Source organism: Marinobacter sp. C7, from assembly GCF_022343555.1.
Taxonomy (GTDB): domain Bacteria; phylum Pseudomonadota; class Gammaproteobacteria; order Pseudomonadales; family Oleiphilaceae; genus Marinobacter.
Genome location: NZ_JAKQZH010000002.1, coordinates 227,942 through 253,759, shown reverse-complemented (window position 1 = coordinate 253,759; position 25,818 = coordinate 227,942). Strand labels below are relative to the sequence as shown.

The following is a 25,818-nucleotide window of genomic DNA, read 5'->3' as shown; positions in this document are numbered from 1 at the left end:
CTCAGTTCTTGAGGCCAAGCCGTTTGGCCATCCGGTGCAGGTTGCCCCGATCCATGCCCAGGGATTTCGCCGCCTGCGACCAGTTCTGGTTATTGGCGGCCAATCGCTCGGAGATCAGTTTTCTCTGGAAGTCCGCCAGGGCATCGTTCATGGCGATCCTGGCAGACATTTTAGGTTCCGGAACGGCGTGCGTTTCCACAGTCCGCTCAGGCGGGACCGTCGCCGCTGACTCCTGGTCGCCGCCAATCAGGTCACAGTGACGGGACTTGATAGTGGCCATCCCCTCCTCCTGTTCGGACCTGGCCCGCAAGGAGGCCCGACTGATGACGTGTTCCAGCTCGCGGACGTTTCCCGGCCATGAGTAGGATTCCATCTGGCTCAGTACCTCCGGGGCAATGCAAAGACTTTTCAGGCCGAGTTTCAGGCGCATCCTCTCGGCGAAGAAACCGGCGAGAAGCGGGATGTCTCCGTACCGGTAACGCAGCGGAGGCACCTCCACCGGAAAGACGCTGAGCCGGTGATAGAGATCGCGCCGGAAACTGCCGTCCTCGACCTCCTCTTTCAGGTTGCGGTTGGTAGCGGCCAGAATGCGGACATCCACATACTTGGTCTTGTCCGAGCCCACTCTCTGGACTTCGCCACTTTGCAGCACCCTCAACATCTTGGCCTGCAACAGCGGGGATAGCTCACCGATCTCATCGAGGAACAGGGTGCCGCCATCGGCCAGTTCAAATTTGCCGCCCCGGTCTGACGTAGCCCCGGTAAACGAGCCCTTGGTGTGGCCGAAGAGTTCGCTTTCGGCAATGGATTCCGGTAAGGCCGCGCAGTTGATGTAGACCAGTGGCTGGTCTGCCCGCGAGGACAACAGATGGATGGTCCGGGCCACCAGCTCCTTGCCGACCCCGGTCTCGCCGGTAATCAGGACCGACAGGTCAGAAGCGGCAACCAGCTCCAGTTCCTTGTTCAGGTGCCGGATTTCCTCGCTCTTGCCGATCAGCTCGCCGCCATCCCGTTTCAGTGCCTCACTGACCAGCTCCTGTGCCAGCAGATTCTTGTGCCGGGCCTGTTGTTCCAGCCATTCGATCAAGATTGCGGTACGCATGGCGGCCGCAGCAAGGGCGGAGAATGCGGACATGGTCTGATCGTCCACACGAGCGAACATTCCGGGCGTCAGGCCGTCAAGCGTGAGAATGCCGAGCAACTGCTTGTCCAGATAAAGCGCACATCCCATGCACGCGTGTACTTCGAGGTTGCCCTCATGGCCCAGAACCAGGCCGTCGTAGGGATCCGGCAGGTCCGAATCGGCGGGAAAGCGTACCGGTTGCTCAGACGCGATGATCTGTTGAAAGCGGGGGTGCTGCGCGGGATCAAAGCGCCGCCCGAGAACGTCGGTCGACAGGCCGTCTATCGCAACGGGTACCATGACGCCATTCTCATATTTAAGCAGTGCTGATGCATCACAGGGTAGTACCCTGCGGACGGCGCCCAGCAGGCGCTGGTAACGATCCTGCGCTGAAAGGTTTTTGGTCAGATCGACAGCGATATCGAGTAATGCATCAATCATGGTCGCCTCTCAGAAGGCTGGTACTTTCGTTGAATCATCAAACAATCTTTTTTTGAGACGAGGCTCAACATTAAAGATTTATTTATTATACATCTTAAGGTGGGGAAAGGAAATCACACCTACTGTCGGTCTGCTGGATGATCCCGGCAAAGGTAAAAGATCCCTCACAGCTTATTTTACACTTTGGCTGAAAAGCCCCTTCAGTCCCAGTGCCTGTCTGCCCCTCCCGCAGCCTTTCATAATGCTCTCCAGGTTCTAAACACACTGGCCTCTCGGGCCTGGCAGGAGAGTTTCAATGGATCAGTACGACGTCATCGTTCTTGGTGGAGGCAATGCGGGACTCTGCGCAGCTCTGTCTGCCAGGGAGTCCGGTGCCAGGGTGCTGCTGCTTGAACGAGCGCCGGAATCAGAGAAGGGTGGTAATTCCGCGCATACCGGGGGGGCCTTCCGGGTCGCCTACGAAGGCACAAATGACTTGAAAGCGTTGATGCCGGACCTGCTCGATTCTGAGATCGAGCACAGCGATTTTGGCAGCTACAGCGCCGAAGAGTTTTTTGAAGAGCTGGCGGTACAAAGCCAGTATCGTGCTGATCCGGATGTTCTGGATACGGTCGTGACCGAGAGTTTCGATACCCTGCGATGGATGACTGGCAAGGGCGTGCGGTTCATGCCGATCTACGGTCGGCAGGCCTTCAAGGTCGACGGTAAGTACAAGTTCTGGGGTGGCCTCACCATCGAAGTGTCCGGTGGCGGCCTGGGCCTGGTGGACGCCCTGACTGCCCGGGCGGAGCGGGACGGGGTATATATCCGGTACGGAGTCCGTGCTAGATCATTGAGCCGGGCCGGTGACGATTGGCAGGTAGGTTGTTGCGATGGGCAAACCTTCGAGGCCCGCTCGGTGATCATCGCAACGGGCGGTTTCCACGCCAACCTGCGCTGGCGAACACAGTTCCTGGGCCCGGGCTGGGACCTGGCCAAGGTCCGGGGATCCCGTTTCAACACCGGGGATGGTATTGAAATGGCGCTGGAGACCGGGGCTGCCGCGCACGGTAACTGGTCGGGGTGCCATGCGGTGTTTTACGACCTCAACGCTCCGGCAATCGGGGATATCAACCTGCTCAACATGCAGAAGAACTATTTCCACCTGGGCATTGTCGTGAATGCCAATGGTGAGCGTTTCTTTGATGAGGGGGCGGATTTTCGGAACTACACCTACTCGGGAATGGGTGAGAAAGTGCTCCAGCAGCCGGGCGGGGTCGCCTGGCAGATCTTCGATCAGCACACCGAGTCTCTCTTGCCGGACGAGTATCGGGTTCGCCAGGCCACCCGGATCCAGGCCGACAGTCTGGAAGAGCTTGCTGAAAAGCTCGATGGCATCAACGAGAACGGATTCCTGCAGACGGTGACTGCCTGGAATGCCTCCGTTGACCAGTCGACCCCCTTCAACCCCGCCATTCGGGATGGCCGGGGTACCACCGGCCTGACAATCCCCAAGTCCAACTGGGCCAACCCGCTGACTAAGCCGCCATTTGTCGCCTATGCCGTGACCTGCGGTATCACGTTCACATTCGGTGGCCTGAAAGTGGACACCCTTGCACGCGTCCTTGACGACGACGATCAGCCAATACCGGGCTTGTATGCCGCGGGGGAGCTGGTGGGCAATCTGTATTTCGTCAAATACGCAGGAGGTGCCGGATTGACGTCCGGTTCCGTTCTTGGGCGTATCGCGGGTCACGATGCGGCCAGCCTCGTGAGTAAAACGACAACAACACTGTAAGGAACGAAAGCCATGACCGTTCGAATCTGGCATCAGAGCTTTACCGTCCTGAGTGACCTGGGCGCTTATGACCGGGCCCTTCAGGCGCATTTTCGCAAAGTGGCCCGACCCGGCACCGAGATTCATATGCATGGTATGAAGCCAGGTACCTATCGCAGCAACTATCCGGGTGACGACATCAAGCACGCTGCGCTGCAGTATCTCCATGGCCTGCAATTCATGGCTAACGGCCTGACGGCTGAAGCGGAAGGTTATGATGCCTATGCCATCAGCACCTTACCCGAACCGGCCCTCAGGGAGGTTCGCAGTCTTCTGAACATCCCTGTCGTCGGTTACGGCGAATCCGCCATGTTCACGGCGTGTCTGTTGGGACGACGGTTCGGGGTGTTGGTGTTTATCGATGAACTGGCGGAACTGGTTGAAGAGAATGCCCGTTGCCATGGGCTGGCGGACAGGCTGGCCGGCGTCCGCCACGTTGGCTTCCGGTTCGCGGACGTCCTGGCAGCCTTTGAGGATCCCTCGGAACTGATTGACCGCTTCAAGAGCGCGGCCCGTGAGCTGATTCGGTCCGGCGCAGAGGTCATCATTCCGGGTGAAGCGCCGTTGAATGTGCTGCTTGCTTCCAACGGTATCAATGAAGTGGACGGCGTACCGGTACTGGATTCGCTCGGTGCCTGGATCAAGCAGGCGGAGGCCATGGTGGATCTGCAACGGGCAAACGGTACCAGGACCTGTAACACAGGTTACTTCTCAGCGACCCCGGATTCTGACCGGGTACGGGAAATCTTCGACTTTTACGGCTTGGCCGAGCGCCTTCTGGATTCGGTAAGGGAGGAATATCATGAGCAATACCATTGAGACCGATCTGGTCGTTGTTGGTGGCGGCCTGGCAGGATTTTCTGCGGCCCTGGAGGCAGCTGAAAGTGGTCTGAACGTGGTGCTTCTGGAAAAGACCGATGCCATTGGTGGGTCCTCCGCCATGAGCGGGGGCTGCCTCGCCTTCGCTGGTACCGATCTGCAAAGGGAAAACGGTATTGAGGATTCTCCGGAAAGACTGTTCGAGGACCTGGTGACCGTAGGCAAGGGCGAGGCGGATGAGGCTCTGGTTCGGGCCTATGTCGATCTGCAGTTGGATACCTATGAATGGCTGAGAGGCCATGGGGTGGACTTCCAACCGGTAATCGAGACTGCCTCAGGGCAATCTGTACCACGGGTCCACAACGTGGATCCGGCGGATATGGTTCGGCAACTGGAAACCGCTGCCCGGGCCAGCGGGAAGGTCGAAATTTTGCTGAATGCCCGGGCCAGTCGTTTGATCCGCCACGCGGAAGGGCGAGTAACAGGGCTGAAGGCCCTTGTAGCCGGGCAGGAGCAGATCATCAGCGGCAATCATGGCGTACTCCTGGCCTCCGGCGGCTTTGTCAAAGACCAGGCAATGATTCATCGTTTTGTCCCGCTTTACGATAATGCCGTCTTCATCGGTGGTGAGGGCAATGAGGGCGATGGCTTGCGTATGGCCTGGGCGCTGGGCGCCGATCTGCGCGATATGGTTCACATCAAGGGCACTTTCGGTAAGCACCCGATGGACGAGAACAACCATCACGCCTGCCTGGCGGTATACAAGGGCGCCATTGCGGTCAATCAGGAAGGCTGCCGGTACGTCGATGAGTCGCTGTCCTACAAGCTGCTCGGGGATGCCTGCATGCAGCAGTCCTGGGGCGTGACCTACCAGATCCTCGACCGGGCGATTATGCAAAGCGGTGACAATCGCGTGCGCATTCTCGATTTTGAGCGTCGCCTCGAAGAGGGTCTATTTGTCGAGGCAGACTCCCTTGAAGAGCTTGCCAGGTTGCTGGAGTTGCCCGAGGAGACGTTCCTGGCGCAGGTGGCTGCCTATAACGAGGCTGTTGCTGATCAGAGGACACCGGAGTTTGGCCGGAAACACCTGGTCCATCATCACGGCGATCTTAAAACCATCAGTGAACCCCCTTTCTATGCCTATCCATCCACCGCGGCCGTATTCGGAACCTATTGCGGCGTGAAAGTGGATCCGTCCATGCAGGTGTTTGATGTTTTTGGTGAACCCATCGAAGGGCTGCTGGCCGCCGGCGAGATGGTCGGCGGATTCCATGGTGCCGCCTATATGACCGGTTCTGCCTTGGGCAAGGCCGCCGTTTTTGGCCGGATCGCTGCCAGAACCGCCGCGGCCCGGGGCTGAGCACGAAGAACAAGGGGGGGATATGAATATTCTTGTGGTGTTGGCGGGTGTGGCAGATAACCGATATCCACTCCACCAAGTGGCTCTGGATAGCGAGGGAAACCTTCATGAGACCGGCCAGACCCGTCGGATTCTGGGCCCTTTTGATGAGGGCGCGCTGGAGCTGGCTCTCAAACTGAGGGACAAGAGCGATGCGATCAGTGTGCATGTACTGGTCTTGGGCGGGGCGAATGAGGAGCAACTGGCCCGGTCGGTGGCTGCGTTCAAGCCCGACAGCCTGCGTATTCTGCATCTTCGGCCCTGCCGGCCATGGGATTCATCCATGACTGCCGCCCAGATTGGAGCGTTTGTCCGGGACGATGAAACGCAGCCGGATCTGGTTTTCATCGGTCGGGAGTTCGGAGACCTGGACGAGGGCAGCATCCCGGTGATGCTGGCGACTGAGCTGCAATTGCCGCTTTTTTCTCTGGCCCAGTACGCCGAATGGCAGGGCGATCAGGTGCGGCTGATGCGTGAAAAAGGTACGAGGCGGGAATGGTTGAGCTGTTCCGGAACGTACCTGGCCACGGTAACGAATGATCGGCGCAACAAACTGCGGCATCCACTGATGAAGAACGTGATGATGGCCAAACGTCTGAGCATTGAGACCGTGACCCAGAATACGGATGAGCCCGGATCAGTGCGGTCCCGCGAGTTGGCAGAGCCGAGGGCGGCGAAGCGCCAGGGCCAGTGCCGCATGATTGACGGCAGCGTTCAGGAGCAGGCCGCAGCGATTGTGGATTATCTCAGGAAAGCCGCGGGCTAACAGGAGCATTCAATGGAAAGCTTGATGCCAATCTCTCGAATTGTCGGTGTGGTTCCCTCGTCCTGGGGCCAGGAAAGCATGGAACTGACCCTGGCCGCCTTGCAGGCAACCTGCGCAGAGGCAGTGAGTCCTGAGGTGGTCATTATAGGGAACGAAGAGGTGGAAGCCCGCATGAATCTGGCCGCCCGTTCCGGAATAAGTCGGGTATGGCAGGTGGAGACTCCAGAGGATATTGACGCTGATGAGCCGGACGCGATGGCAACCCTCGCCGGTGAGGCCCTGGCGCAGGTGGCTTGTGCCGAAGCCTCCAGCCTGATCCTCACACCGCCGGGTCCCGAGGGGGAGGAATTGGCAGCCAGACTGGCACATGGCTTGGGCGGCCATTGCCTTGGCCGTTGCCTGAAGGTCAGGCTTGAAGACGACCGGATTGTTGCCGAACGGTCGGTCTGGGGCGGGCGCAAGCTGATCTCACTGGAGGTCAGCGGTGGTGTTGCCGTTGCCTGTGTTCGTGCGGGTAAACCGATGCTGACAGAGTCCGCTGACCCAGTGGATGTCAGAAAGATCCGTGTTGATGCAAGAGCCCCCGCCGCACCAGTGCTGGCAACAGAATCCAGCGGAGAGAGCCTGCCTCCGGTGGAGAGTTCAAAACTGGTGATTTCGGGGGGGCGCGGACTTAATGAAGAAGGTTTTTCAATGCTGGAACAACTCGCCCGCAGCAGCGGCGGTACCCTGGGCGGCAGCCTGCCAGCGGTGGACGCCGGGCTCGTGCCGGTGGTGCGACAGGTTGGCATCTCCGGCAAATTCGTGAGCCCGGAACTCTATTTCGCCGTGGGTATCTCGGGTACCCCCCAGCATATGGCAGGTATCAGCCCGGACACCCGGATTCTGGCGATCAACAAGGATCCGGAAGCGCCGATCTTCTCGATGGCCGAAGCTGGTGTGGTCGGTGAATGGCAGGAGTTACTGCCGGAAGTTCTCGGGATCCTGCACGACCGGGAGTAATGGGGTCAGCCGTCTCGGCCCGGGCGCAACTTGATCTGCGTGGCAACAGAGGGACGGCGTTCCGAATCCAGGGTCGACATCATGAAATCAATAAACGCCCGGGTTCGGGGAGCAACGAATCTTGATTGGGGGGTCACCGAGAAAAAAGTTCGGCCATTGGTGGACCAATCCGGAAACAGGTCAACCAGCTGTCCGGATGAGATCAACTTGTTCACGAACACATCCAGTACAAAGATAATCCCCTGATCTTCCAGAGCGGCCTGGATCAGCGCATCCGAGCTGTTGAAGTGCATCCTGCCATCCGGCTCGATTTCTACCCTCTCATCCGCTTGTTCAAACAGCCATTTACGCGGTGAAAACCGGGTATGTCCGAAAATTCCCAGGCACAGCTTCGGATCCAGCTCACTGGGATGGCCCGGAACATCGATGCTTTCCAGAAGTGCCGGCGAAGCACACGCCACGTAATGGGCCTGATACAGCGGGCGTGCTACAAGGTCCGCATCACTGACCGAATCGATTCGTATGGCCACGTCAGTACCACTCTCGATGAGTCCTTCCGGATGATCGGTCAGCCGCAGTGCGATCGAAAGCTCCGGGTAGGCCTTTGAGAAAGCGGCTAATCTGGGAACGATGACCGCTTTTCCAAAACCCACCGGGGCCTCGATTTTCAGTTGGCCCTGCACGGATGTCTTCTGATCCCGTACCGACGCTTCCGCCTCTTCGACCCGCCTCAGCAGGTCTGTGCAATGTTCAAAAAACCGCTCACCTTCGTCCGTCAGACGCAGGGTGCGGGTATTGCGAGACAGCAGGGTGACGCCGAGATAGGACTCGAGATTGCGAACGCTGGAGGTCACTGTGGCATTGGCGATATCCAGGGACTCTGCCGCCCGACTGAAGCTGCCACATTCTACAACCCGGGCAAAAACCTGCATTGCCCAGAGTTTATCCATCCGGTTCTTCACCTTTTTCTAAAACCCCATTAGTCCAGCGTGCATCGAACCCCTCTCAGGGCGAACTTATAGTAACAACAAATCAGGGAGGCACAAGCATGACAAATTTGAAGTTCGATCTGGTCGTTGTTGGCTGCGGCGTGGCGGGTCTCTCTGCCGCGGTTTCTGCGGCTGAAAACGGTTTGAAGGTGGCGGTGCTGGAGCGGGCGACCCGTGAAGAACGGGGCGGTCAGAGCCGGTTTACCGAGGCTTATTTACGAATGAAGAGCGAGACTGAAGTCACCGATGATTTCGATGATTTCCTCGCTGAGAATTCCGGCTTCTACCAGGATCCGGATTTTGTGGCGGAGTCGCTCTCGGAGCGCCAGTACTGGTCGGCCCAGACCCGGGCACTCCCGGCGGTGGATGCCGGCATTATTGGCACTTTTTCCGAGAATGTTCCGGTCACCATCAGCTGGCTGCAGGAAAACGGGGTCAAGTTCGACTTCCTTCCGACCCAGTTCCTGACCAGTACCCAACCCCGTTTGCTGCCGGTTGGTGGTGGGGAAGCCATCGTTGAAACCCTCGCTGCCAAAGCCGAGAACCTTGGGGCTACCTTTTTCTATGAGACCTCCGGGCGTGAGCTGATCCTGACCAGAAACGGTGAGGTTTCCGGGCTCAAGGCACACTCCCGTACCGAAGGAAGCCTTGAGTTTGAGGGCGAGGTGGTGTTGGCCAGTGGGGGCTTCGAAGGCAACAGCGAGATGCTGACCCGTTACCTCGGGCATCGTGCAGCCTACCTGCGCCCGGTTTGCAAGGGCGGTTATTACAACCGGGGAGAGGGCATTCGGATGGCACTGGATGTGGGTGCGGCTGCCGGCGGCGAATTCGGCAATTACCATGCGGAACCGGTGGATCCGCGTTCCGGTATCTCGGAGCCGTCGATTTTTATCTTCCCCTACGGTGTCCTGGTCAACAAGGAGGGTCGGCGTTTTACCGACGAAGCGCCGGGAACCGTCGATGCCTGGTATGAGCGCATCACCCGGAAGATCTACGCGCAGACGGATGGCATTGCCTACTGCGTGCTCGATCAGAAAGTGAAGGACATTCCCAACTACCGCCTGGGTATCCGTACCGATCAACCGGCCATAGAGGCGGGGACACTGGAGGGGCTTGCAGAGAAGCTGGAAGTCCCGGTTGAGGAATTCGTGGCCACAGTGCGCGCCTATAACGCGGGATGTAAGGGCGGTGACTATCGTCCCCTGGAAGAAGATGGCGTATGCACCGAGAGCGTTGTTCCGGCCAAGAGCAACTGGGCACTGCCGATCGATCAGGGGCCGTTCATGGCGTATCCCGTTATTTCCGCGAACGTGTTTACCTTTGGTGGACTGAAAATTGATGACGGTGCACGCGTCGTCAATATCGACGGCGATCCCATCAAGGGCCTCTATGCTGCCGGTGAGACCGTGGGCATGTACTACCGCAATTATTGTGGTGGCACATCGGTACTGCGGGGACTGACGTTCGGCAGGATTGCCGGCCGAACGGCAGCGGGCCTGGAGGCCTGACGGCATGGTAACTGTCAACAGACCGAAAGTGGCCCTGGTTACCGGGGCCGCAGGGGCTATCGGTGCCGCTACCTGTCAACAGCTTCTGAGCGAGGGATACCGTGTTTACGGCGCGGACCTCCGCGCCGGGCGCCCCGACTCCCTGCCCGATGGCGTGTTTTACGCCTGTTGCGATATCACTGACGAGCACGCGGTCAAGCTCTTGGTCGAGCGGGTCGAGGCCAGTGCCGGAGCTATAACCGCCCTGGTGAATGTGGCCGGTGTGGTATCCGTTGGCAGCGCATTGTCGCTGTCCCTCAAAGAGCTAGAGCGGGTTTTGCGGATCAATGTCATGGGCAGTTTTTTGCCATGTCAGGTCGTGGGTCGCCGTATGGCGGAGAATCGATTTGGCGCCATCGTGAACCTCGGTTCCGTGGTGGGCAAGAATTCCGGCAACGCACGAGCCTGGGTTGATGAACGGGAGTTGGATCGGGCGGGCAATGTCGCTTACGGAATGTCCAAGTCCTCGGTGCATACCATGACCGGGTTCCTGGCCAAGGAACTGGCGCCCAGAAATGTGCGGGTCAATGCCGTTGCACCCGGCCCCATTGCCACCTCCATGACGACCAACTTTCCTGACAACCTCCGGAACCTCATTCCCGCAGGCCGCATGGGTGAAGCGGGTGAGGTGGCCGAGGCGATCAGTTTTCTGCTGTCCGACAAGGCCCGGTTTATTACCGGGGAAGTTCTCGATATCAACGGCGCACTCTGGTGTGACTGATTTTCACAAGACAACCAAGAGGAAGTATTTATGAAAAGTATTTATCTGGTTCTGGATATGCAGAATGATCTGATCCACCCGGAGGGCGCCAGTGGCAAGACTCCGTTGCAGGATCAGGTCCAGTCCCGCGACATCATCAATCGCACTGCAAAGGCAATCGAGACTGCGCGGGCCAAGGGCATTCCCGTGGCGTATGTGCGCGTTGCGTTTTCCGATGATCATCGGGAAGCCAATCCCGATTCCCAGGTGTTCGGTCCCATTGCCAGGAACGGCATTCTGAAGATGAACGAATGGGGTGGCCAGGTCCATGAGGCGCTGGCGCCGAAAGAAGACGAGTGGGATATCGTCAAACACCGGGTCTCGCCATTTTACGCCACAAAACTGGAAGTGCTGCTTCGTCGAGCGGGCATCGAGCGGATTTATTGCAGTGGCGTGAGTACCCAGGCGGTGGTGCAGGCTACTGTTCGTGACGCTCATGACCGGGATTTCGACGTGGTACTTCTGGAAGACTGTTGTGCTTGTCCTTCAGCCCAGGAGCATGACAACTCCGTGGGCAGTATTGGACGATTCTGCACAGTGGCCAATTCCGAAAGCGCATTCGAGTAATTGGTTCGGGTGATTACAGGCAATAATGATGACGACAGACAGTTATCGGGTGGCGGAAAAAGCGGCGACCTGTCGAGAAGCCGAGCGTAGCCTGAGTCGCCTCCTGACTGCTGCGCTGACGCTGGGTTGTTTCGCTGTCGTCATGTCTGCCACCACCATCAATGTTGCGATCACGCCAATGATGAGGGATCTGTCGTTGGAACCCCGGGTCGCTCAATTGTTCTCATCGGTCTTTCTGGGTCTGACCGTCGTTGTTGCTCCCATTACCGCCTGGCTGGCCGATCGATTCGGCCCCTGGCGGGTTTTTTTCAGCGTCCTGATGGTCTACTCCGTGATTTCCTTGCTTGGCTTGCTTGTTACCGGCTTTGTCGGATTACTACTGGTGCGGATGTTCCAGGGGATCTGCGCCGGAATCATACAGCCTTTGTCCCTGTTTCTCTTGCTGGAGTACACCCCGGTTCACCGCCATGGGCGCGCGATGTCGATGTTCGGCCTCGGTGTTGTCATGGCCCCGGCCTTGGGACCGGCTTTTGCGGGCTGGGCTGTGGATTATGCGGGCTGGCAGTCGGTCTTTGCCCTTGGTGCCATACCCGCATGCCTGGCGGCACTGATGGCTCTGATTGCGCCCGATACCCAATCGGACGATGTGTCCGGTAAAGATCAGACCGGCGCCCTCGACTGGGCGGGTATCCTGCTGTTGGCTTTTCTGGTGGCAGGGATATTCCTCTGGCCATTCGCCTGGGCGGAGTCGTCCCTCGCAGGTGTGCTATCCGGAGGAGTCTGGCTGCTGGGTGTATGGCTGTTCTGGATGCAACAGTGCCGAAGCCCTGCCTCACTGATCCCTGTAAATCTGTTTCGCCAGCCTGAGTTTCGCCGTGCTGCCATGATTACCGTGGCTTACGGCACCGGAATGTATGGATCCGTCTTTCTGATACCACTGATGCTGCAGCAAGGGCTGGGCGTTTCTGCGACAACGACCGGCAATTTCCTGCTGGTGGGCGGGATAGCCCTCGCGCTGACGATTGCCTCGACCGGCCGGCTGGTTGATCGTTATTCGCCAGCCCGAATACTTGTGCTGGGCTTGATGAGTTTCACGGTGTCCTGCCTCATCTTCAGTCTTTCGGATAACCTGGTGGTTTTGGCAGTAGCCATCGTTCTGAGTCGAGTGGGGCTGGGCAGCATCATACCGAGCCTGTATTCGGCCATTGCACGTTCGGTTCCTGCCCGGGAAGTAAGGCACGCCACGGCGGCCGCCACTTTCCTGCGCCAGGGCGGTGGAGCTTTGGGGATTGTCCTGCTCGGACTGTCCGTGTCCTGGCTTACCGTACTTTTCGAGGTCGCGCCCGCAAATTTCATGGATATATATGGTTGGTTATTCGGGATCCTGGCCCTGCTTTTTGCCGGTGCGGGGGTCCTGGCACTCGGGCTCCGGACCTAGGTTCCACCCGGTTCTCTGTCACGTCGAACCGAATACAGACGGGTCAGGAGGCGCTGTCTCCCTGATCCATGCCGGAGGTCAGCTTTTTTAGCCGGTAATCGAGCTGGGCTCGCGTTATCCCCAGTAGTTCGGCCGCCCGCGTGACATTATTGTCGGTCATTTCGAGCGCTTTACGGACGAAGATCGTTTCTGATCGGGCGAGGCTGAAGTTTCCCGAAGCAAGGATTCGTCCAGCAAGATTGGATAGCATGGCCTCGGTGATTTCCTCCGACTTCTGGCCATCATTCGGGCCCGAAGTTTGCCCCTTGGGCAGCTTTATGCCAATGCCCGGTGCAGCGTCCCAGCTTACCGTGCCTTCATTTCTTCCCTCATCCAGTTCCCCCAGACCGGACAGATGGCGTTCATCAAGGGCTTCACCGTCATCGGCCAGTATCACCGCTCTCTCAATCACATTCTCGAATTCCCGGATATTCCCCGGCCAATTGTGATCCAGAATTTTCTGAAGCGCCTTGGGTGTGATACCGCTCAAAGACCGACCGTGCAATTCGGTCATCCGATTGATGCAGTTGTCGAGAAGTATCGGCAAATCATCCTTTCGGTCTCGCAACGGGGCGATTGTCACCGGAAACACATTGACGCGGTAGTAGAGGTCGCTGCGGAACCGACCTTCTTTGACCGCGGCTTTGAGATCCTCGTTGGTTGCGGTTACCACCCTGACGTTGACCTTGATCGTTTTGTTACTGCCAAGGCGCTCGAGTTCTCCGCTTTGCAGGACACGGAGCAGCTTACCCTGTGCAGTCATGCTGAGAGTCGCGATCTCATCCAGGAAAAGGGTTCCCCCGTTCGCAGCCTCAAACCGCCCGGGGCGGGAATCCGAGGCACCCGAATAGGCACCTCTCTGGACGCCAAACAGTTCTGATTCAATCAGCTGGTCCGGTATGGCTGCGCAGTTCACCTCGACAAACGGGCCGTTGGCTTGCCGACTGTTGGCGTGGATCTCATGGGCAAACATGGTCTTGCCAACGCCGCTCTCGCCGAGCAAAAGAACCGTCGCGTTGGTAGGTGCTACCCGAATAATCTTGTGCAGTACGGAATGGTAGGCCCCGGAGCTGCCAATCGGGCGGTCAAGAGGCATGGGCTTATCCTGTTCGGGCTTGAGTCCGAAAGGTGCTGTCTTGGGGGTAACGGTCCGATTGGGTTTGGTAAACACCGGGGCGATCTGTCGATGATCGCTTGAGCGCGGCTGAAAATACTTTAGGTCTTCCTCGGCGTTGTCCCACTCCTCTACAGGTTTGGCAACTGCTCTGCAGACGTTGTCACCGGTGGCCAGGCACTCCACTTCACGAACCAGCACCCGTTTTCCCATCAGGCGCGTCAGAAAACCCGAACTGTAGCCGATCTCCATCCAGCAAACCGGTTCGTTGGTCTTGCTGTTGAACGCCAGATGCATGTCGTCTTCGACCGAGTGCTTCCAGATGAACTCACCGTAGAGATAGCCACGCTCCTGATCGGCTTCGACGCGAACGGGCTCCACTTCCACCATCCCGGAAAGCGCATGTAACTGGGCTCCCGCCGCCAGCATCTCCAGTTCACTCTCGTTGTGGCGAGTCTTGATCGCGAGCTCTGCATCCCGCATCCCCGAGAGATAGCCGGCCCGGGTCAGCAGCCCTCTGGTGTACTCCGTGCCCATGGTTTCCACCAGTTCCTGTCGGAGCGACCCAAAGGACTCGGCATGGATAAGCAACATGCGCTTATCGCCGAGCCAGATCTGGCCTTCCTCCGGCCGGAAGTTGAGCAGGCTGGCAAGGTCCTGCATATCCGGAAAACGCAGGTCGGTGATGATGTCCCGAAGCACTGTGTTTTTATCGGAACCCGATTTGGTGGAGTTGCTGGCTGCCATGACTCACCTGCGATGGGGGGAATTAGGGATCTGGAGCACCGATCTTAACCCGGGATTTCATCATTTTCTTCATGAAATTTATGACGAATCATAATTTTCTTATCCCTTTGGTGCCGATTCTGGTCGAACTCCCAATGTTTGAATGGAGATATAGTCCAGTAAAAACAATGCCCTAAGGATGTTTTTCGGCAACTCACCAAGTTTGGCACAGCAGCTGCAAAAGAGGAGATACAAGATCCTGGAAACCAGGACCGATACCTGGACCGGAACTGCCTGCCGGTCGGGATACAAAAACAACAGGAGATACCGCAATGGCAGAAATTTCCTCTTTGGGTTACGTGGGGCTGGGCGTCAGCGACCTCGACGCATGGGAGTCGTTCGCCACGGAGATTCTCGGCATGCAGATCGGGCACCGTGACAGCACCTCAATGACCCTCCGCATGGATGAGTACCTTCAACGCTTCTTTCTCGAGCAGAGCGACAAAGACGACATCATTGTTGCCGGCTGGGAGTTCCAGACAGAAAAAGAACTTGAGGAATTTGTCTCCGAGGTCAAGGACCAGGGCGTTACGGTCCGTGAGCTTTCCGGAAGCGAGCTGCGCAAGCGCCATGTCGAGAAGGCCTATTCCTGTGAAGACCCCAATGGCTTCGCCCACGAGTTCTTTTTCGGACACGGCGTTGCCAGGCTTGAAGACCGGTTCCGTTCCAAGGTCCTTAAAAGCCATTTTGTCACCGGCGATCTGGGTGTCGGCCATATCCTCCCGTTTGCACGGAATGGCGCAGAGACCCTCGATTTCTACAAGAATATCCTGAAGTTCCGAGTCAGCGACTACATCCGGGAAGAGGTAGCACCCGGGATGCTGGTTGACGCGACTTTCTTCCATACCAAGACCGGACGTCACCACTCCATTGCGACAGCAGAAGTCCCTCATGCTCCCAAAGTCCTGAACCACTTCATGCTTGAGGTGGCTGAAATTGATGACGTTGGTATGGCGTATGACCGGGTTTCCAGAGCCGGCATTCCCGTTGCCCTGGAGCTGGGCCATCACCCCAACGACAAGATGTTTTCCTTCTACGCGCAAACGCCTTCCGGTTTCAACTTCGAGCTTGGCTGGGGCGGCGTCGTGATCAAAGAGGACGAGTGGGAAGTCAAATCCTACAGCCAGATGAGCGACTGGGGTCACCGGCGCAACAACCTGGCCTGAAACGTTCCGGATTGAGGAGAAGGATATGAGCATCTGGCTTGATTTCATGGGCGCCGAAATCCGCCACGTCGACCTGCCTACCTTTGGCACGACGCGTATTGCGGAGGCCGGAAAGGGCAAACCGGAAGTACTGATTCTGATGCACGGGATTGGCGGGCATCTGGAGGCGTATGCCAAAAACGTGGTGCCCCTGGGTAAACACTTCCATGTCATTGCCTTTGATTACGTTGGTCATGGCCTGTCTGAGAAAAAAACTGACATTGAGTATCAGATCGCCGATTACGTAGAACAGCTCCGGGAACTGATGGATGTGATGGGTATCGACAAGGCCCACATATCCGGTGAATCCCTGGGAGGCGTCGTTACCGGCCATTTTGCCACGACCTATCCGGAACGAATCAATCGCGCCATCCTGAATACAACCGGAGGCATTCCCATCGTCTCTGAGAAGGGCCGTCAGGACCTGAAGGAACTGGGCGAGCTCTCGGCCAAAAGCTCCGGCAAGCAGCCGACGTTCGAGTCGGTCCTGGAGCGGATGAAATGGCTGCTGTTCGAGGGCAACTGGGATTTGCTGACCGACGAACTGGTGAAAAGCCGTCTGGCCATCTATGCCAGCAAGGGCTTCCAGGCCGTCGCGCCACTGATCTACTCCCGCCTGCGCAAGGTCAACAAGGATGGTGCCAAGCCCGACATGATCGAGCTTGAGAAGGTGACATGTGACGCGTTGCTGCTGTGGACCACCAATAACCCGATTCATGACCTTGCAGCGGCGGAAGCGGCACTCCCCCGTCTGCCAAAAGGGCAGCTGTATGTGATCGGAAAACCCGCCGGCCACTGGCCCCAGTACGAAAGCCCGGACGAGTTCAACGACGTGGTGCTGGGTTTCCTGCGAGAAGGGAGGGTGCCGCAATGATGTATCACAGCATGTCACTGGATACTGCCACGCCCGTCATCCCGCCTGTAAGCAAGGACGATTTCTGCAATGGCATGCGCAATCTCGCCGGCGCCTGCGTCGTGATTGCAAGTGGCCACGATGGGCAGCGGGCCGGACTGACCGCCACAGCGGTTTGTTCGATCTCGGCTGAGCCCCCCCGGCTTCTGGCGTGCGTCAACAAGACCGTTTACGCCCATGGGCTCATCACCCGTAGCGGCTCGATCAGCATCAATGTCCTTGCCAGTGAACAGGAAATCATCGCGAAGCGGTTCGCAGGAATGGTGGACGGCGTGAGTGGCGAGGCACGTTTTGAACAAGACGGTACGTGGGAGAACGGTGTGCTCGGAACGCCGGTGCTCAGAGATGCGCTGGCCAGTTTTGAATGTCGGGTTGTGGAAGCGATCCCCGCCAACAGTCACGACATGTTCGTCTGCGAGGTGGTGAGCATTGATGGCCAACTGGGCGCCCAGGACCCCCTGATGTACTTCAACGGACAGTTTTCGGCCCTTCGCTAACCCGTTGGGCAGCTGAGTAAGACAAAAACAACAGAGAGGAAAAATTATGACTGCGGTAGCGAAAGCGAAAGAACAGCTGAGCCAGAGTATCCCGACCGAGAAGGAGCTTGTGGAAAGGGCTCGGGCACTGATCCCCATGCTGAAGGAAAAGGCCGATAGCGTCGAGAAGGCGAGACAGGTTCCCTCCGAGACCATTCAGGAATTCATCAACGCCGGGTTCTTCAAGATTCTGCAACCGGAACAGTTTGGTGGTTGGGCCATGAGCCCCTCGGTGTTCTACAAGGTGCTGATGGAGCTGGGCAGGGGCTGCCCGAACAGCGCCTGGAACATGATGATTCTGGGTATTCATCAATGGGAGTTCGGTGGCATGGACCCCCAGGCGGGAGAGGATGTCTGGGGCAAGGATGACAAGGTCCTGGTCGCGTCTTCCTACCCTCCGTTCGGTAAGGTCGAGGAAGTCGAAGGTGGTTACTTGCTGAATGGCCGCTGGCGGACATCTTCCGGTTGCGACCACGCGGACTGGGCATTCGTCGGGGGATTCCTGAAGGATGAGTCCGGTAAGCCGGCAGACCGTTGCTCCTTCCTGGTATCGCGGGAGAATTACGAAATCCTGGATGACTGGCATACCTTCGGTCTTGCCGGAACAGGCTCCAAGAGTCTGGTCGTCAAGGATGCCTTTGTTCCTTACCACCGCATGCACAGCCTGGTGGATTACAAGCATTCCGACAGACCGGCCAACTACCTGTTCCCCTTCAATCAGGCCTTCTTTGCGGCGGTGTCCGCCGTGATCATCGGCATGGCTCAGGGCGCGATTGACGAGTACATCGATCAGATGAAGGTGCGCCAGAACACCACCGGTGATGGGGCGGCAGCGCTGAGTCCCTATGTGAAAGACCGGCTGGGTAATGCCGTTGTACGCGTGCGCAGTGCCAGGGCCCGTTTGCTCCAGATGATTCAGGACAGCCATGAATACGTCGACCGGGGTGAGCTGGTGCCCAACCATGAGCGGGTTCAGCACATGCTCGATATTGCCCGGGTCGGACGCGAGTGCGAAGAAGCTGTGATGCTTCTCTTCAAGGCGACTGGCGCCCGCGGAATCTTCCTGGAAAACAGCCTGCAACGATACGTTCGTGACGTAATCGCAGCTTCGAATCACATCACACAGAACGCGGATGACACCGCCGGCATGCTCGGTGCCTACCTGCTGGGCCAGGAAATTCCACCCATGGTATTCGGCCTGGATCCGGTCTCCATCCACGACAACGCTTGATCGCACAGCAGGCGGAAACAGGAAAGGTCCACCGGGCCGGATCCGGCCCGGTATATCTGAATGCCGGATGAGTCTGCGGAGTCGTCCGGCAACGATAAAAACAAAAGGCGGCTTACCGCCCAAGAGGTAAAAAATGAACGACAAGAACCGTAGTCAGTTTTCTGCTGCTCGGGGAGTGGCAGGAAGATTCAAGGTCTCCGCACTCGCTGGTGCCATCTGTGCCGTCACGGCACTCCCGGCGCAAGCCTTCATGTTTGACACCGGTAATCGTGACTTGCGTGTGCGTTGGGACACCAACATCAAATACACCGCCGGTTGGCGCCTGCAGGATCAGGACGCCGAACTGGTTGCCGATCCCAACCTGGATGACGGCGACCGAAACTTTGACCAGGGCGAGATGATCTTTAACCGTGCTGACCTCTTTACTGAATTCGATGTGGATTACAACGGAACCGGTCTGCGGGTCAGCGGTGCAGCCTGGTATGACCAGGTGTACAACAGCAGTAATGACAACGACTCACCGCAAACCGTCAACTCCTACACCGTGCCCTACAACGAGTTCACCGATGAAACCCAGGAACTGCACGGAAAGGATGCAGAGATCCGCGACGCCTTCGTCTACAGCGACTTCAACGTAACCGATGAGATGTGGGGCGTGGTTCGCGCTGGCCAACATTCACTGTTGTACGGTGAGAGCCTGTTCTTCGGCAACAACGGGATTGCTGGCGGCCAACTGCCAATCGATGCAATTCGCGCGCTTTCCGTTCCCAACTCTCAGTTCAAAGAGCTGGCCCTGCCGGTCGGCCAGGTTTCGGGTGAGCTTCAGCTGACCCAGGCACTCTCCGTGGGTGCTTACTACCAGTACGAATGGGAGCGGACCCGTATCCCGGCAGCTGGCAGTTACTTCAGCCCGGCGGACCTGCTTGATGGGGGCGGTGAGCGCATTCTGGCCGGTCCCGGTGCCTCTTTCTACCGCGGTTCAGACTATGAGGGTAGCGATTCAGGCCAGTACGGCATGCGTATCCGTTATCGGGCGGACGATATCCGCACGGAGTTCGGTCTCTATGCAACCCGCTACCACGACAAGAACTTCCAGGTCCAGGTTCGTCCCTACCTGACCGGTCCGGTGCCTGGCGCCGCCGGTGATGCAGAAATCGGCGAATACATGCTGCTGTTTCCCGAGGACATCGAAGCCTATGGCTTCAGTGTGAACACCGGTATCGGGAACGCCAACGTTGGCTTTGAGGCGTCCACGCGGCGCAACGCGCCATTGGTCAGCCTGACGGGCACCGATCTCACGGGTGTTGCGGACAATGACGACAATGCGCTTTACGCCATTGGTAACACCGCGCACGCCCAGGTGAACATGATCAATATCCTGCCGACAGGCACTTTCTGGGACACCGCAGCACTGCTGGGCGAACTGGCCTGGAACCGCACGCTGAGCATCAGCGAAAACCCGGAGAGCCTGGATCCCAACACCACCCGTGATGCGACTGCCGTGAAGCTCGTGTTCACTCCCACCTATTTCCAGGTGATGGACGGTGTGGATATGGATGTCCCGATGGGCATCAGCTACGGCATCGACGGCCGCTCGTCCGCGGTTGGCGGCTTTAGTCAGGAGAAGGGCGGCAATTACAACATTGGCGCCTCTTTCAACTACCGCAAGCGGGTGACGGTTTCACTCTCCTATAACGGTTTTTATGGCCCATCCGCGCCAATCAACATCAATGGCATCAAGACCTTCAAACAGACCAACGCGGATCGTGACTTTATTTCACTGAACGCATCTTACACATTCTGAGGTGGCGACCATGTACAAGAACAAAATCCGGAATCTCGCAGTGTGCGTCGCAATCCTGTCGGCAAGTGCAGGGGTAGCGCAGGCAAAGGTATCACCCGAGGAAGCGGCGAAACTCGGGAACGAGTTGACCCCACTGGGAGCTGAGAAAGCAGCGAATGCCGATGGCTCGATCCCGGCATGGACCGGTGGCTACACCGAGTCCCACCCGGGCTTCGAGGAAGGGGATCGTACGTTTAATCCATTTGCCGATGACAAACCGCTCTACACGATCACCATCGATAACCTTGACCAGTATCGGGACAAGCTTGCTGACGGCGTGATCCAGTTGTTCAAGGACAACCCAGACACCTTCAGGATCGACGTTTATCCGACCCGCAGGACCGCAGCGGCGCCCCAATATGTTTATGACAACACTCGGGAAAATGCCACTCGAGCCACACTGACCAATAATGGACTGACCGTTGAGGGCGCCTACGGCGGTGTACCTTTCCCCATCCCGCAGTCCGGTCTTGAGGTGCACTGGAACCACATGACGCTCTGGCGGGGGGTGGCCACGGAAACAGAGTACAAGGTCTGGACAACCACCGGTGATGGGTCCCGCATACTGGCGACCGCAGCTGAGGACATTGGTCAGTATCCCTACTACTACGCTGACAGCTCCTACCAGGAAACCCCGGATGCCAAGTATATGAAGGCCATCCAGTTGGCCTATGCCCCGGCATTCCGAGCGGGGGAGGCGCTGATGGTTCACAACGTCCTGGATCACGACAAGGGCCGGACCCTGTGGCAATACCTGGCGGGTCAGCGCCGCGTGCGTCAGGCACCGAGCATCAACTTCGATACCCCTAACGTGGTGGCTTCAGGGGTGAATTTTGTAGACGAGACCTTTGGTGGCGGCGGTTCGCCAGAGCGATTCGATTGGAAGCTCATCGGCAAACGGGAAATGATCATTCCCTACAACAACAACGCGTTGTTGGCCAACAAGGACGAGGAGGTGATGGGCAAGCGCCACGCCAAACCCGAGCACATGCGTTGGGAGCTGCACCGGGTCTGGGAGGTGGAAGCAACCCTGAAGCCGGACAGCCGCCACGCTGTGCCCAAGCGCAAGTACTACTACGACGAGGATAACTGGGGCACCGCAATCATGGATGGCTGGGATGCCGAAGGTAACCTGTGGCGGACATCCCTGACCACGCCGTTCGCGGCACCGGATATCCCTGCAACCGTAAACTACTGCACCGGTTTCTTCCACGATCACCGCACCAGGGCGTGGGTCTACAACTGTGCTCTGGGCGATGTGGCCGGAGAGCAGTACAACGAAGTCGAACCGCGTTCCGAAAGCTATTTCTCACCTCAATCATTGTTGCGTATGAGCGGTCGTTGATCCGGCTCTGACGGTTCCCGGCACGTATCCGCGTGCCGGGCTTTTTGACGGATAACACGCTTTACCGGGGTGAATGACAATGACGAAACCCATCCTCCAGCTGGCGAGCGGTCTGATCGGAGTCTGGATGGCGACCAGCGCCACCGCAGTCTTCGCGAACCAGATACCGGGCTCCCTCGAGCAGCCTGCCCAGCAGTCGGCATTGGCAACCCGCTCGCTGGTTACCGCTGTTGATTACGCGGGAGACCGCCTGGTCGCTGTCGGTGAACGAGGCCACATTCTGCTTTCTGATGATCAGGGCGGCAGTTGGCAGCAAGCCGAGCAGGTGCCGGTGACAGTGACATTGACCGATGTCTGCTTCGATTCTGATCGCGAGGGCTGGGCTGTTGGTCACCGGGGCGCGATTTTGCATACCAGGGATGCCGGCGCGACCTGGCAGTTGCAGTACGACGGCTTCCGAGCGGCCGAAGACCTGCTTGAAGTGCTCGAAAAGGCCGGCTCGGAACAGGCGTTCTACGCCGAAATGATGGTTGAAGATGGCGCTGACAAACCGTTTCTGGGTGTCCGATGCCTCGGAGATCGTCAAGTGATTGCCTACGGTGCCTACGGTTTCGCTTTCAGGACCGTTGATGGTGGTGTGGAGTGGGCGCCCTCCGCTGCTGTTTTCGACGGAACCATGCAGATGCACATCTATGACACCGCCAACGGAGATGCCGGGCTTTACATGGCTGGGGAACGTGGTGGGCTTTACCGCACGGATGACACGCTGACTGATTTCGAGACGCTTTCCGCTCCGTACGAAGGGACGTTTTTTGGCGTGCTGGAAACGACCGGAGACACCGTGCTGGTGTGGGGACTCCGCGGACACGCTTTCCGGTCGGAGAATCAGGGCCAGTCGTGGACCGAACTCGACCTGGATACCCAGCAAAGCCTTGGCGCCGGACTGGAGTTGTCCGGAAACCGGGTGTTGTTGGTTGATAACGCGGGTCAGGGCTGGTTGAGCCTGGACGGTGGCCATTCTTTCCGGTTGGTTACGGCCAATCGCGGCTTCCCGATAACTGACCTGATTGAACTATCCACTGGTGACGTTCTGGGCGTTGGCGCGCGTGGCTTTGTCCAGTTCAGTGGCGACACGCTCGAATAAGGCTGAATGCTATGGCGACACAAATGAACAATGAATTCGAGTCTATTTCATCCCTGGATCAGTTTGACCGCCAGTCCGGTAACCGGATCGAGCGATTGCTGTTCAATTATCGCGCGTGGGTCGTTGCGATTTGCCTGATCCTGACAGGCTTCTTTGCCTGGTCGGCAACTGACGCGAAACTCAATGCCAGTTTTCTCAAGACCATTCCGGCGAGCCACCCGTTCATTCTGAAATATCTGGAACATGAGGACGAGTTGACCGGATCCGGTAATGCCCTCCGGATCGCCGTCGCCCTGGAAGGGAAGGGAACCATCTTCTCTGCCAGTTATATGGAGACTCTGCGTCAGATCAATGATGAGGTCTACCTGCTCCCGGGTATTGACCGGGCATTCATGAAATCGCTGTGGACCCCGTTGACGAGATGGCAGGGGGTTACAGAGGTCGGTTTTGATGGCGGACCCGTGATTCCGGATGGTTTCTCCGGCACGGAAAAGGATCTCGAGCAACTTCGCTCCAATGTCATGCGTTCGGGGGAGATCGGTCAGCTGGTAGCGCCGGATTTCCGCTCCTCGATCATTTACGTACCGCTGTTGGATATCAATCCTGAAACCGGTGAGCCGCTGGATTACAAGGCGCTGTCGGATCGGCTCGAGACCATCCGTGCCAAGTACGATGACCAGGGCGTCAGTATTCACATCACCGGGTTCGCCAAGGTGATGGGTGACCTGATTACCGGTCTCGAGGAAATGCTGGTCTTCTTCATCCTCGCGGTTCTCATTACCACCTCCGTGCTGTTCTATTTCACGCGTTGCATCCGCAGTACCGTCGTGGTTCAGGGTTGCACGCTGGTCGGGGTCGTCTGGCTACTCGGAATCCTTCCGTTGCTGGGCTATGAGCTGAATCCGTACTCGATTCTGGTGCCGTTCCTGGTCTACGCCATCGGCGTCAGTCATGGTGCCCAGAAGATGAACGGCATCATGCAGGACATCGGTCGCGGAACCCATCGGCTGATTGCGGCACGGTACACCTTCCGCCGGCTGTTCGCTGCAGGCATGACCGCACTCCTTGCCGATGTCGTCGGCTTTGCCGTGCTCACGATTGTCGATATCCCGGTCATCCAGGAATTGGCGATTATCTGCAGCATCGGTGTTGGCCTGCTGATTTTCACGAACCTGGCATTGCTGCCGATTATCCTCTCGTTTGTTGGGGTATCGCCAAAAGCCGCAGAGCGCAAGTTGCGGATGGAACAGGAAGCAATGGCTCCTGCCGGGAACGGGTCTGTGTTTGTGAAGACCATGCGCGTGCTGGATTACTTCACCACCCGGCGGTACGCGGCAATCGCGCTGCTCGTGGCCAGCGGTGTGGTGCTGTGGGCCTTCACCATCAGCAAGGATCTTCAGGTTGGCGACCTGGACCCCGGTGCTCCGGAGCTGCGGGCCGATTCCCGGTACAACCAGGACAACGCGTTTATCAACAGTGCCTACGAGGCCAGCAGTGACATTTTCATCGTCATGGTGGAGACCCCGGCAGGTGAATGCGTCAACTATGAAACCCTGCGCAAGGTCGAGGCACTGGAATGGCGGTTACGCCAGCTGCCTGGCGTGGAGAGCAGCCGATCCATCGCGGGGCTGGCCCGCAGGGTCAACGTGGGGATGAACGAAGGCAGCATCCTTTGGAACGAGTTGCTGCCGAACCAACCCATGATCAATGCGGCTGCGAACCGATCGCCCCGGGAGCTGTTCAATTCGACCTGCGACCTCCTGAAAATCTTTGCCTATCTGAAAGATCACAAGGCCGCGACGCTCACTTCTGTAGTAGAAACCACCCGCGCGTTTGCCGAGGAGTTCAATACCTCCGATGTGACGTTCGTGATGGCAGCCGGCAATGCCGGCATCGAGAGCGCCACCAACATCGTGGTCAAAAAGGCCAACACCGAAATGCTGATTGGTGTTTACCTGGCCGTTGCGATGCTCTGTGTAATCGCTTTCCGGTCCTGGCGTGCCACCGTGTGCGCCATTCTGCCTCTGATGCTGACCTCCATCCTGGCGGAAGCCCTGATGGTCAAGCTGGGGATGGGCCTGAAGGTGGCAACTCTGCCGGTGATCGCCCTTGGTGTCGGCATCGGAGTGGACTATGCCCTCTACATACTCAGCGTCACCCTGGCATGGCTGAAGCGCGGTGCGACACTCTCCGAGGCCTACTTCCAGGCGCTGAATTTCACCGGGCGGGTGGTGATCTTTACCGGCATCACCCTGTCGCTGGGGGTTGTGACCTGGGTGCTTTCGCCCATCAAGTTTCAGGCCGACATGGGGCTCCTGCTGACCTTCATGTTCCTGTGCAACATGCTGGTAGCACTGATTCTGGTGCCCTCGCTCGCCTATTTCCTTCTCGGCTCCATGTATCGCCGGGAAGCAGAAAGCCAGCCTGCCAGCGCAGCTGCTGAGTCCTCATCCGTCACCATCAATAACAATGTGCAATCGGGTAATCGCCAGCCAGGCCATGCCCACAGGGAGGTTACTGCATGAACCAGACACCGAAAACACCGATCCCCCGGGTCATGGGAGCCGAGTTGCCGCTGGAAGCCGCAGAGGCGGGTGTAAGTGCGGCCATGGAGTGTGCCAGGCAATCTGACCTGCAAGTCAGCGTTGCGGTTGTCGATGCCGGGGGGCACCTGCTGAGTTTCTCACGGGTAGCCGGTACCCCATGGAGCAGCATCGAACTTGCCCAGGGGAAATCGCGAACGGCGGTTTCCTTCGGCATGCCGAGTAACACCCTGGGCAACATGATCGATGCCGCAACGGACCGGGTTCGGCTCCACCTTCTGTTGAGGCCCGACATCATCGCTATGGGCGGGGCGTTTCCAGTACAGGCCCATGGGCGGGTAATCGGTGCCATAGGGGTATCAGGTGCCAGCGAAGAGCAGGACATTGAATGCGCTGAGGCAGGGCTGGCGGCGATTCACCGCCTGATCGAAAGCGCCCTTTAACCACCGAAT

21 protein-coding genes are annotated in these 25,818 nt (G+C 58.0%); 18 read left to right on the top strand and 3 right to left on the bottom strand.

All coding sequences use genetic code 11. The features are described 5' to 3' along the window. Position 1: 1 nt before the first annotated feature. Positions 2 to 1,564 (bottom strand): nitric oxide reductase transcriptional regulator NorR, encoded by a 1,563-nt coding sequence (norR, locus tag MD273_RS11100; RefSeq protein ID WP_239037864.1) that lies wholly within the window; start codon positions 1,562 to 1,564, stop codon positions 2 to 4. 295 nt (positions 1,565 to 1,859) lie between these two features. Between norR and tcuA the strand changes: the two genes are divergently transcribed. Genes tcuA through MD273_RS11075 form a run of 5 tightly spaced genes read left to right on the top strand, consistent with a single transcriptional unit; the run spans position 1,860 to position 7,366 of the window. Beyond that, on the top strand, positions 1,860 to 3,341 hold the full coding sequence (gene tcuA, locus MD273_RS11095) for an FAD-dependent tricarballylate dehydrogenase TcuA (protein ID WP_239037863.1): 1,482 nt from the start codon (positions 1,860 to 1,862) through the stop codon (positions 3,339 to 3,341). 12 nt (positions 3,342 to 3,353) lie between these two features. Then, entirely contained in the window at positions 3,354 to 4,199 is an 846-nt protein-coding gene (locus tag MD273_RS11090) for an aspartate/glutamate racemase family protein (RefSeq protein WP_239037862.1), read from the top strand. After that, positions 4,183 to 5,559: an FAD-dependent oxidoreductase gene (locus MD273_RS11085; RefSeq protein ID WP_239037861.1), complete on the top strand. Its 1,377-nt coding sequence runs from the start codon at positions 4,183 to 4,185 to the stop codon at positions 5,557 to 5,559. The genes MD273_RS11090 and MD273_RS11085 overlap by 17 nt, the downstream gene beginning before the upstream one ends. Before the next feature lie 22 nt (positions 5,560 to 5,581). After that, a complete protein-coding gene (locus MD273_RS11080) occupies positions 5,582 to 6,364 on the top strand; it encodes an electron transfer flavoprotein subunit beta/FixA family protein (protein ID WP_239037860.1) in 783 nt (260 codons plus the stop codon). A 24-nt stretch (positions 6,365 to 6,388) separates the two neighbouring features. Further along, complete coding sequence (locus MD273_RS11075) at positions 6,389 to 7,366, top strand: electron transfer flavoprotein subunit alpha/FixB family protein (RefSeq protein WP_239037859.1); 978 nt, start codon at positions 6,389 to 6,391, stop codon at positions 7,364 to 7,366. A 5-nt stretch (positions 7,367 to 7,371) separates the two neighbouring features. Here the strand turns inward: MD273_RS11075 and MD273_RS11070 are convergent, their stop codons facing one another. Next, a complete protein-coding gene (locus tag MD273_RS11070; RefSeq protein ID WP_239037858.1) occupies positions 7,372 to 8,316 on the bottom strand; it encodes a LysR family transcriptional regulator in 945 nt (314 codons plus the stop codon). Between the two features lie 98 nt (positions 8,317 to 8,414). On the opposite strand from MD273_RS11070, the gene MD273_RS11065 reads away from it, so the two are divergent. Genes MD273_RS11065 through MD273_RS11050 form a run of 4 tightly spaced genes read left to right on the top strand, consistent with a single transcriptional unit; the run spans position 8,415 to position 12,667 of the window. After that, on the top strand, positions 8,415 to 9,863 hold the full coding sequence (locus MD273_RS11065; RefSeq protein WP_239037857.1) for an FAD-dependent oxidoreductase: 1,449 nt from the start codon (positions 8,415 to 8,417) through the stop codon (positions 9,861 to 9,863). Between the two features lie 4 nt (positions 9,864 to 9,867). Then, a complete protein-coding gene (locus tag MD273_RS11060; RefSeq protein WP_239037856.1) occupies positions 9,868 to 10,623 on the top strand; it encodes an SDR family NAD(P)-dependent oxidoreductase in 756 nt (251 codons plus the stop codon). A 30-nt stretch (positions 10,624 to 10,653) separates the two neighbouring features. Next, positions 10,654 to 11,229 (top strand): cysteine hydrolase family protein, encoded by a 576-nt coding sequence (locus MD273_RS11055; protein ID WP_239037855.1) that lies wholly within the window; start codon positions 10,654 to 10,656, stop codon positions 11,227 to 11,229. Positions 11,230 to 11,257: 28 nt separating this feature from the next. Further along, a complete protein-coding gene (locus MD273_RS11050) occupies positions 11,258 to 12,667 on the top strand; it encodes an MFS transporter (protein WP_239037854.1) in 1,410 nt (469 codons plus the stop codon). Positions 12,668 to 12,710: 43 nt separating this feature from the next. Here the strand turns inward: MD273_RS11050 and MD273_RS11045 are convergent, their stop codons facing one another. Continuing rightward, entirely contained in the window at positions 12,711 to 14,567 is a 1,857-nt protein-coding gene (locus MD273_RS11045) for a sigma-54-dependent Fis family transcriptional regulator (RefSeq protein WP_239037853.1), read from the bottom strand. 311 nt (positions 14,568 to 14,878) lie between these two features. Here MD273_RS11045 and MD273_RS11040 point away from each other — a divergent pair, with 311 nt between their 5' ends. From MD273_RS11040 to MD273_RS11000, 9 genes are all read left to right on the top strand, one after another. Next, positions 14,879 to 15,772: a VOC family protein gene (locus MD273_RS11040; protein ID WP_239037852.1), complete on the top strand. Its 894-nt coding sequence runs from the start codon at positions 14,879 to 14,881 to the stop codon at positions 15,770 to 15,772. Positions 15,773 to 15,797: 25 nt separating this feature from the next. Continuing rightward, positions 15,798 to 16,685, top strand: coding sequence for an alpha/beta fold hydrolase (locus MD273_RS11035; RefSeq protein WP_239037851.1), 888 nt, complete (start codon positions 15,798 to 15,800; stop codon positions 16,683 to 16,685). Continuing rightward, positions 16,682 to 17,221, top strand: a complete 540-nt coding sequence (locus tag MD273_RS11030; RefSeq protein ID WP_239037850.1) for a flavin reductase family protein — start codon at positions 16,682 to 16,684, stop codon at positions 17,219 to 17,221. The genes MD273_RS11035 and MD273_RS11030 overlap by 4 nt, the downstream gene beginning before the upstream one ends. Before the next feature lie 46 nt (positions 17,222 to 17,267). Beyond that, the gene (locus MD273_RS11025; protein WP_239037849.1) at positions 17,268 to 18,491 is read left to right on the top strand and encodes an acyl-CoA dehydrogenase family protein; all 1,224 of its coding nucleotides are present in this window, start codon (positions 17,268 to 17,270) and stop codon (positions 18,489 to 18,491) included. 133 nt (positions 18,492 to 18,624) lie between these two features. Then, the gene (locus tag MD273_RS11020) at positions 18,625 to 20,295 is read left to right on the top strand and encodes a DUF1302 domain-containing protein (protein WP_239037848.1); all 1,671 of its coding nucleotides are present in this window, start codon (positions 18,625 to 18,627) and stop codon (positions 20,293 to 20,295) included. 10 nt (positions 20,296 to 20,305) lie between these two features. Beyond that, positions 20,306 to 21,679, top strand: coding sequence for a DUF1329 domain-containing protein (locus tag MD273_RS11015; RefSeq protein ID WP_239037847.1), 1,374 nt, complete (start codon positions 20,306 to 20,308; stop codon positions 21,677 to 21,679). 79 nt (positions 21,680 to 21,758) lie between these two features. Continuing rightward, positions 21,759 to 22,823 carry a WD40/YVTN/BNR-like repeat-containing protein gene (locus MD273_RS11010; protein ID WP_239037846.1) on the top strand — a complete coding sequence of 355 codons (1,065 nt, stop codon included), beginning with the start codon at positions 21,759 to 21,761 and terminating at the stop codon, positions 22,821 to 22,823. 23 nt (positions 22,824 to 22,846) lie between these two features. Continuing rightward, complete coding sequence (locus tag MD273_RS11005; RefSeq protein WP_239037845.1) at positions 22,847 to 25,348, top strand: efflux RND transporter permease subunit; 2,502 nt, start codon at positions 22,847 to 22,849, stop codon at positions 25,346 to 25,348. Then, the gene (locus MD273_RS11000; protein ID WP_239037844.1) at positions 25,345 to 25,809 is read left to right on the top strand and encodes a GlcG/HbpS family heme-binding protein; all 465 of its coding nucleotides are present in this window, start codon (positions 25,345 to 25,347) and stop codon (positions 25,807 to 25,809) included. The genes MD273_RS11005 and MD273_RS11000 overlap by 4 nt, the downstream gene beginning before the upstream one ends. Positions 25,810 to 25,818: the final 9 nt, after the last annotated feature.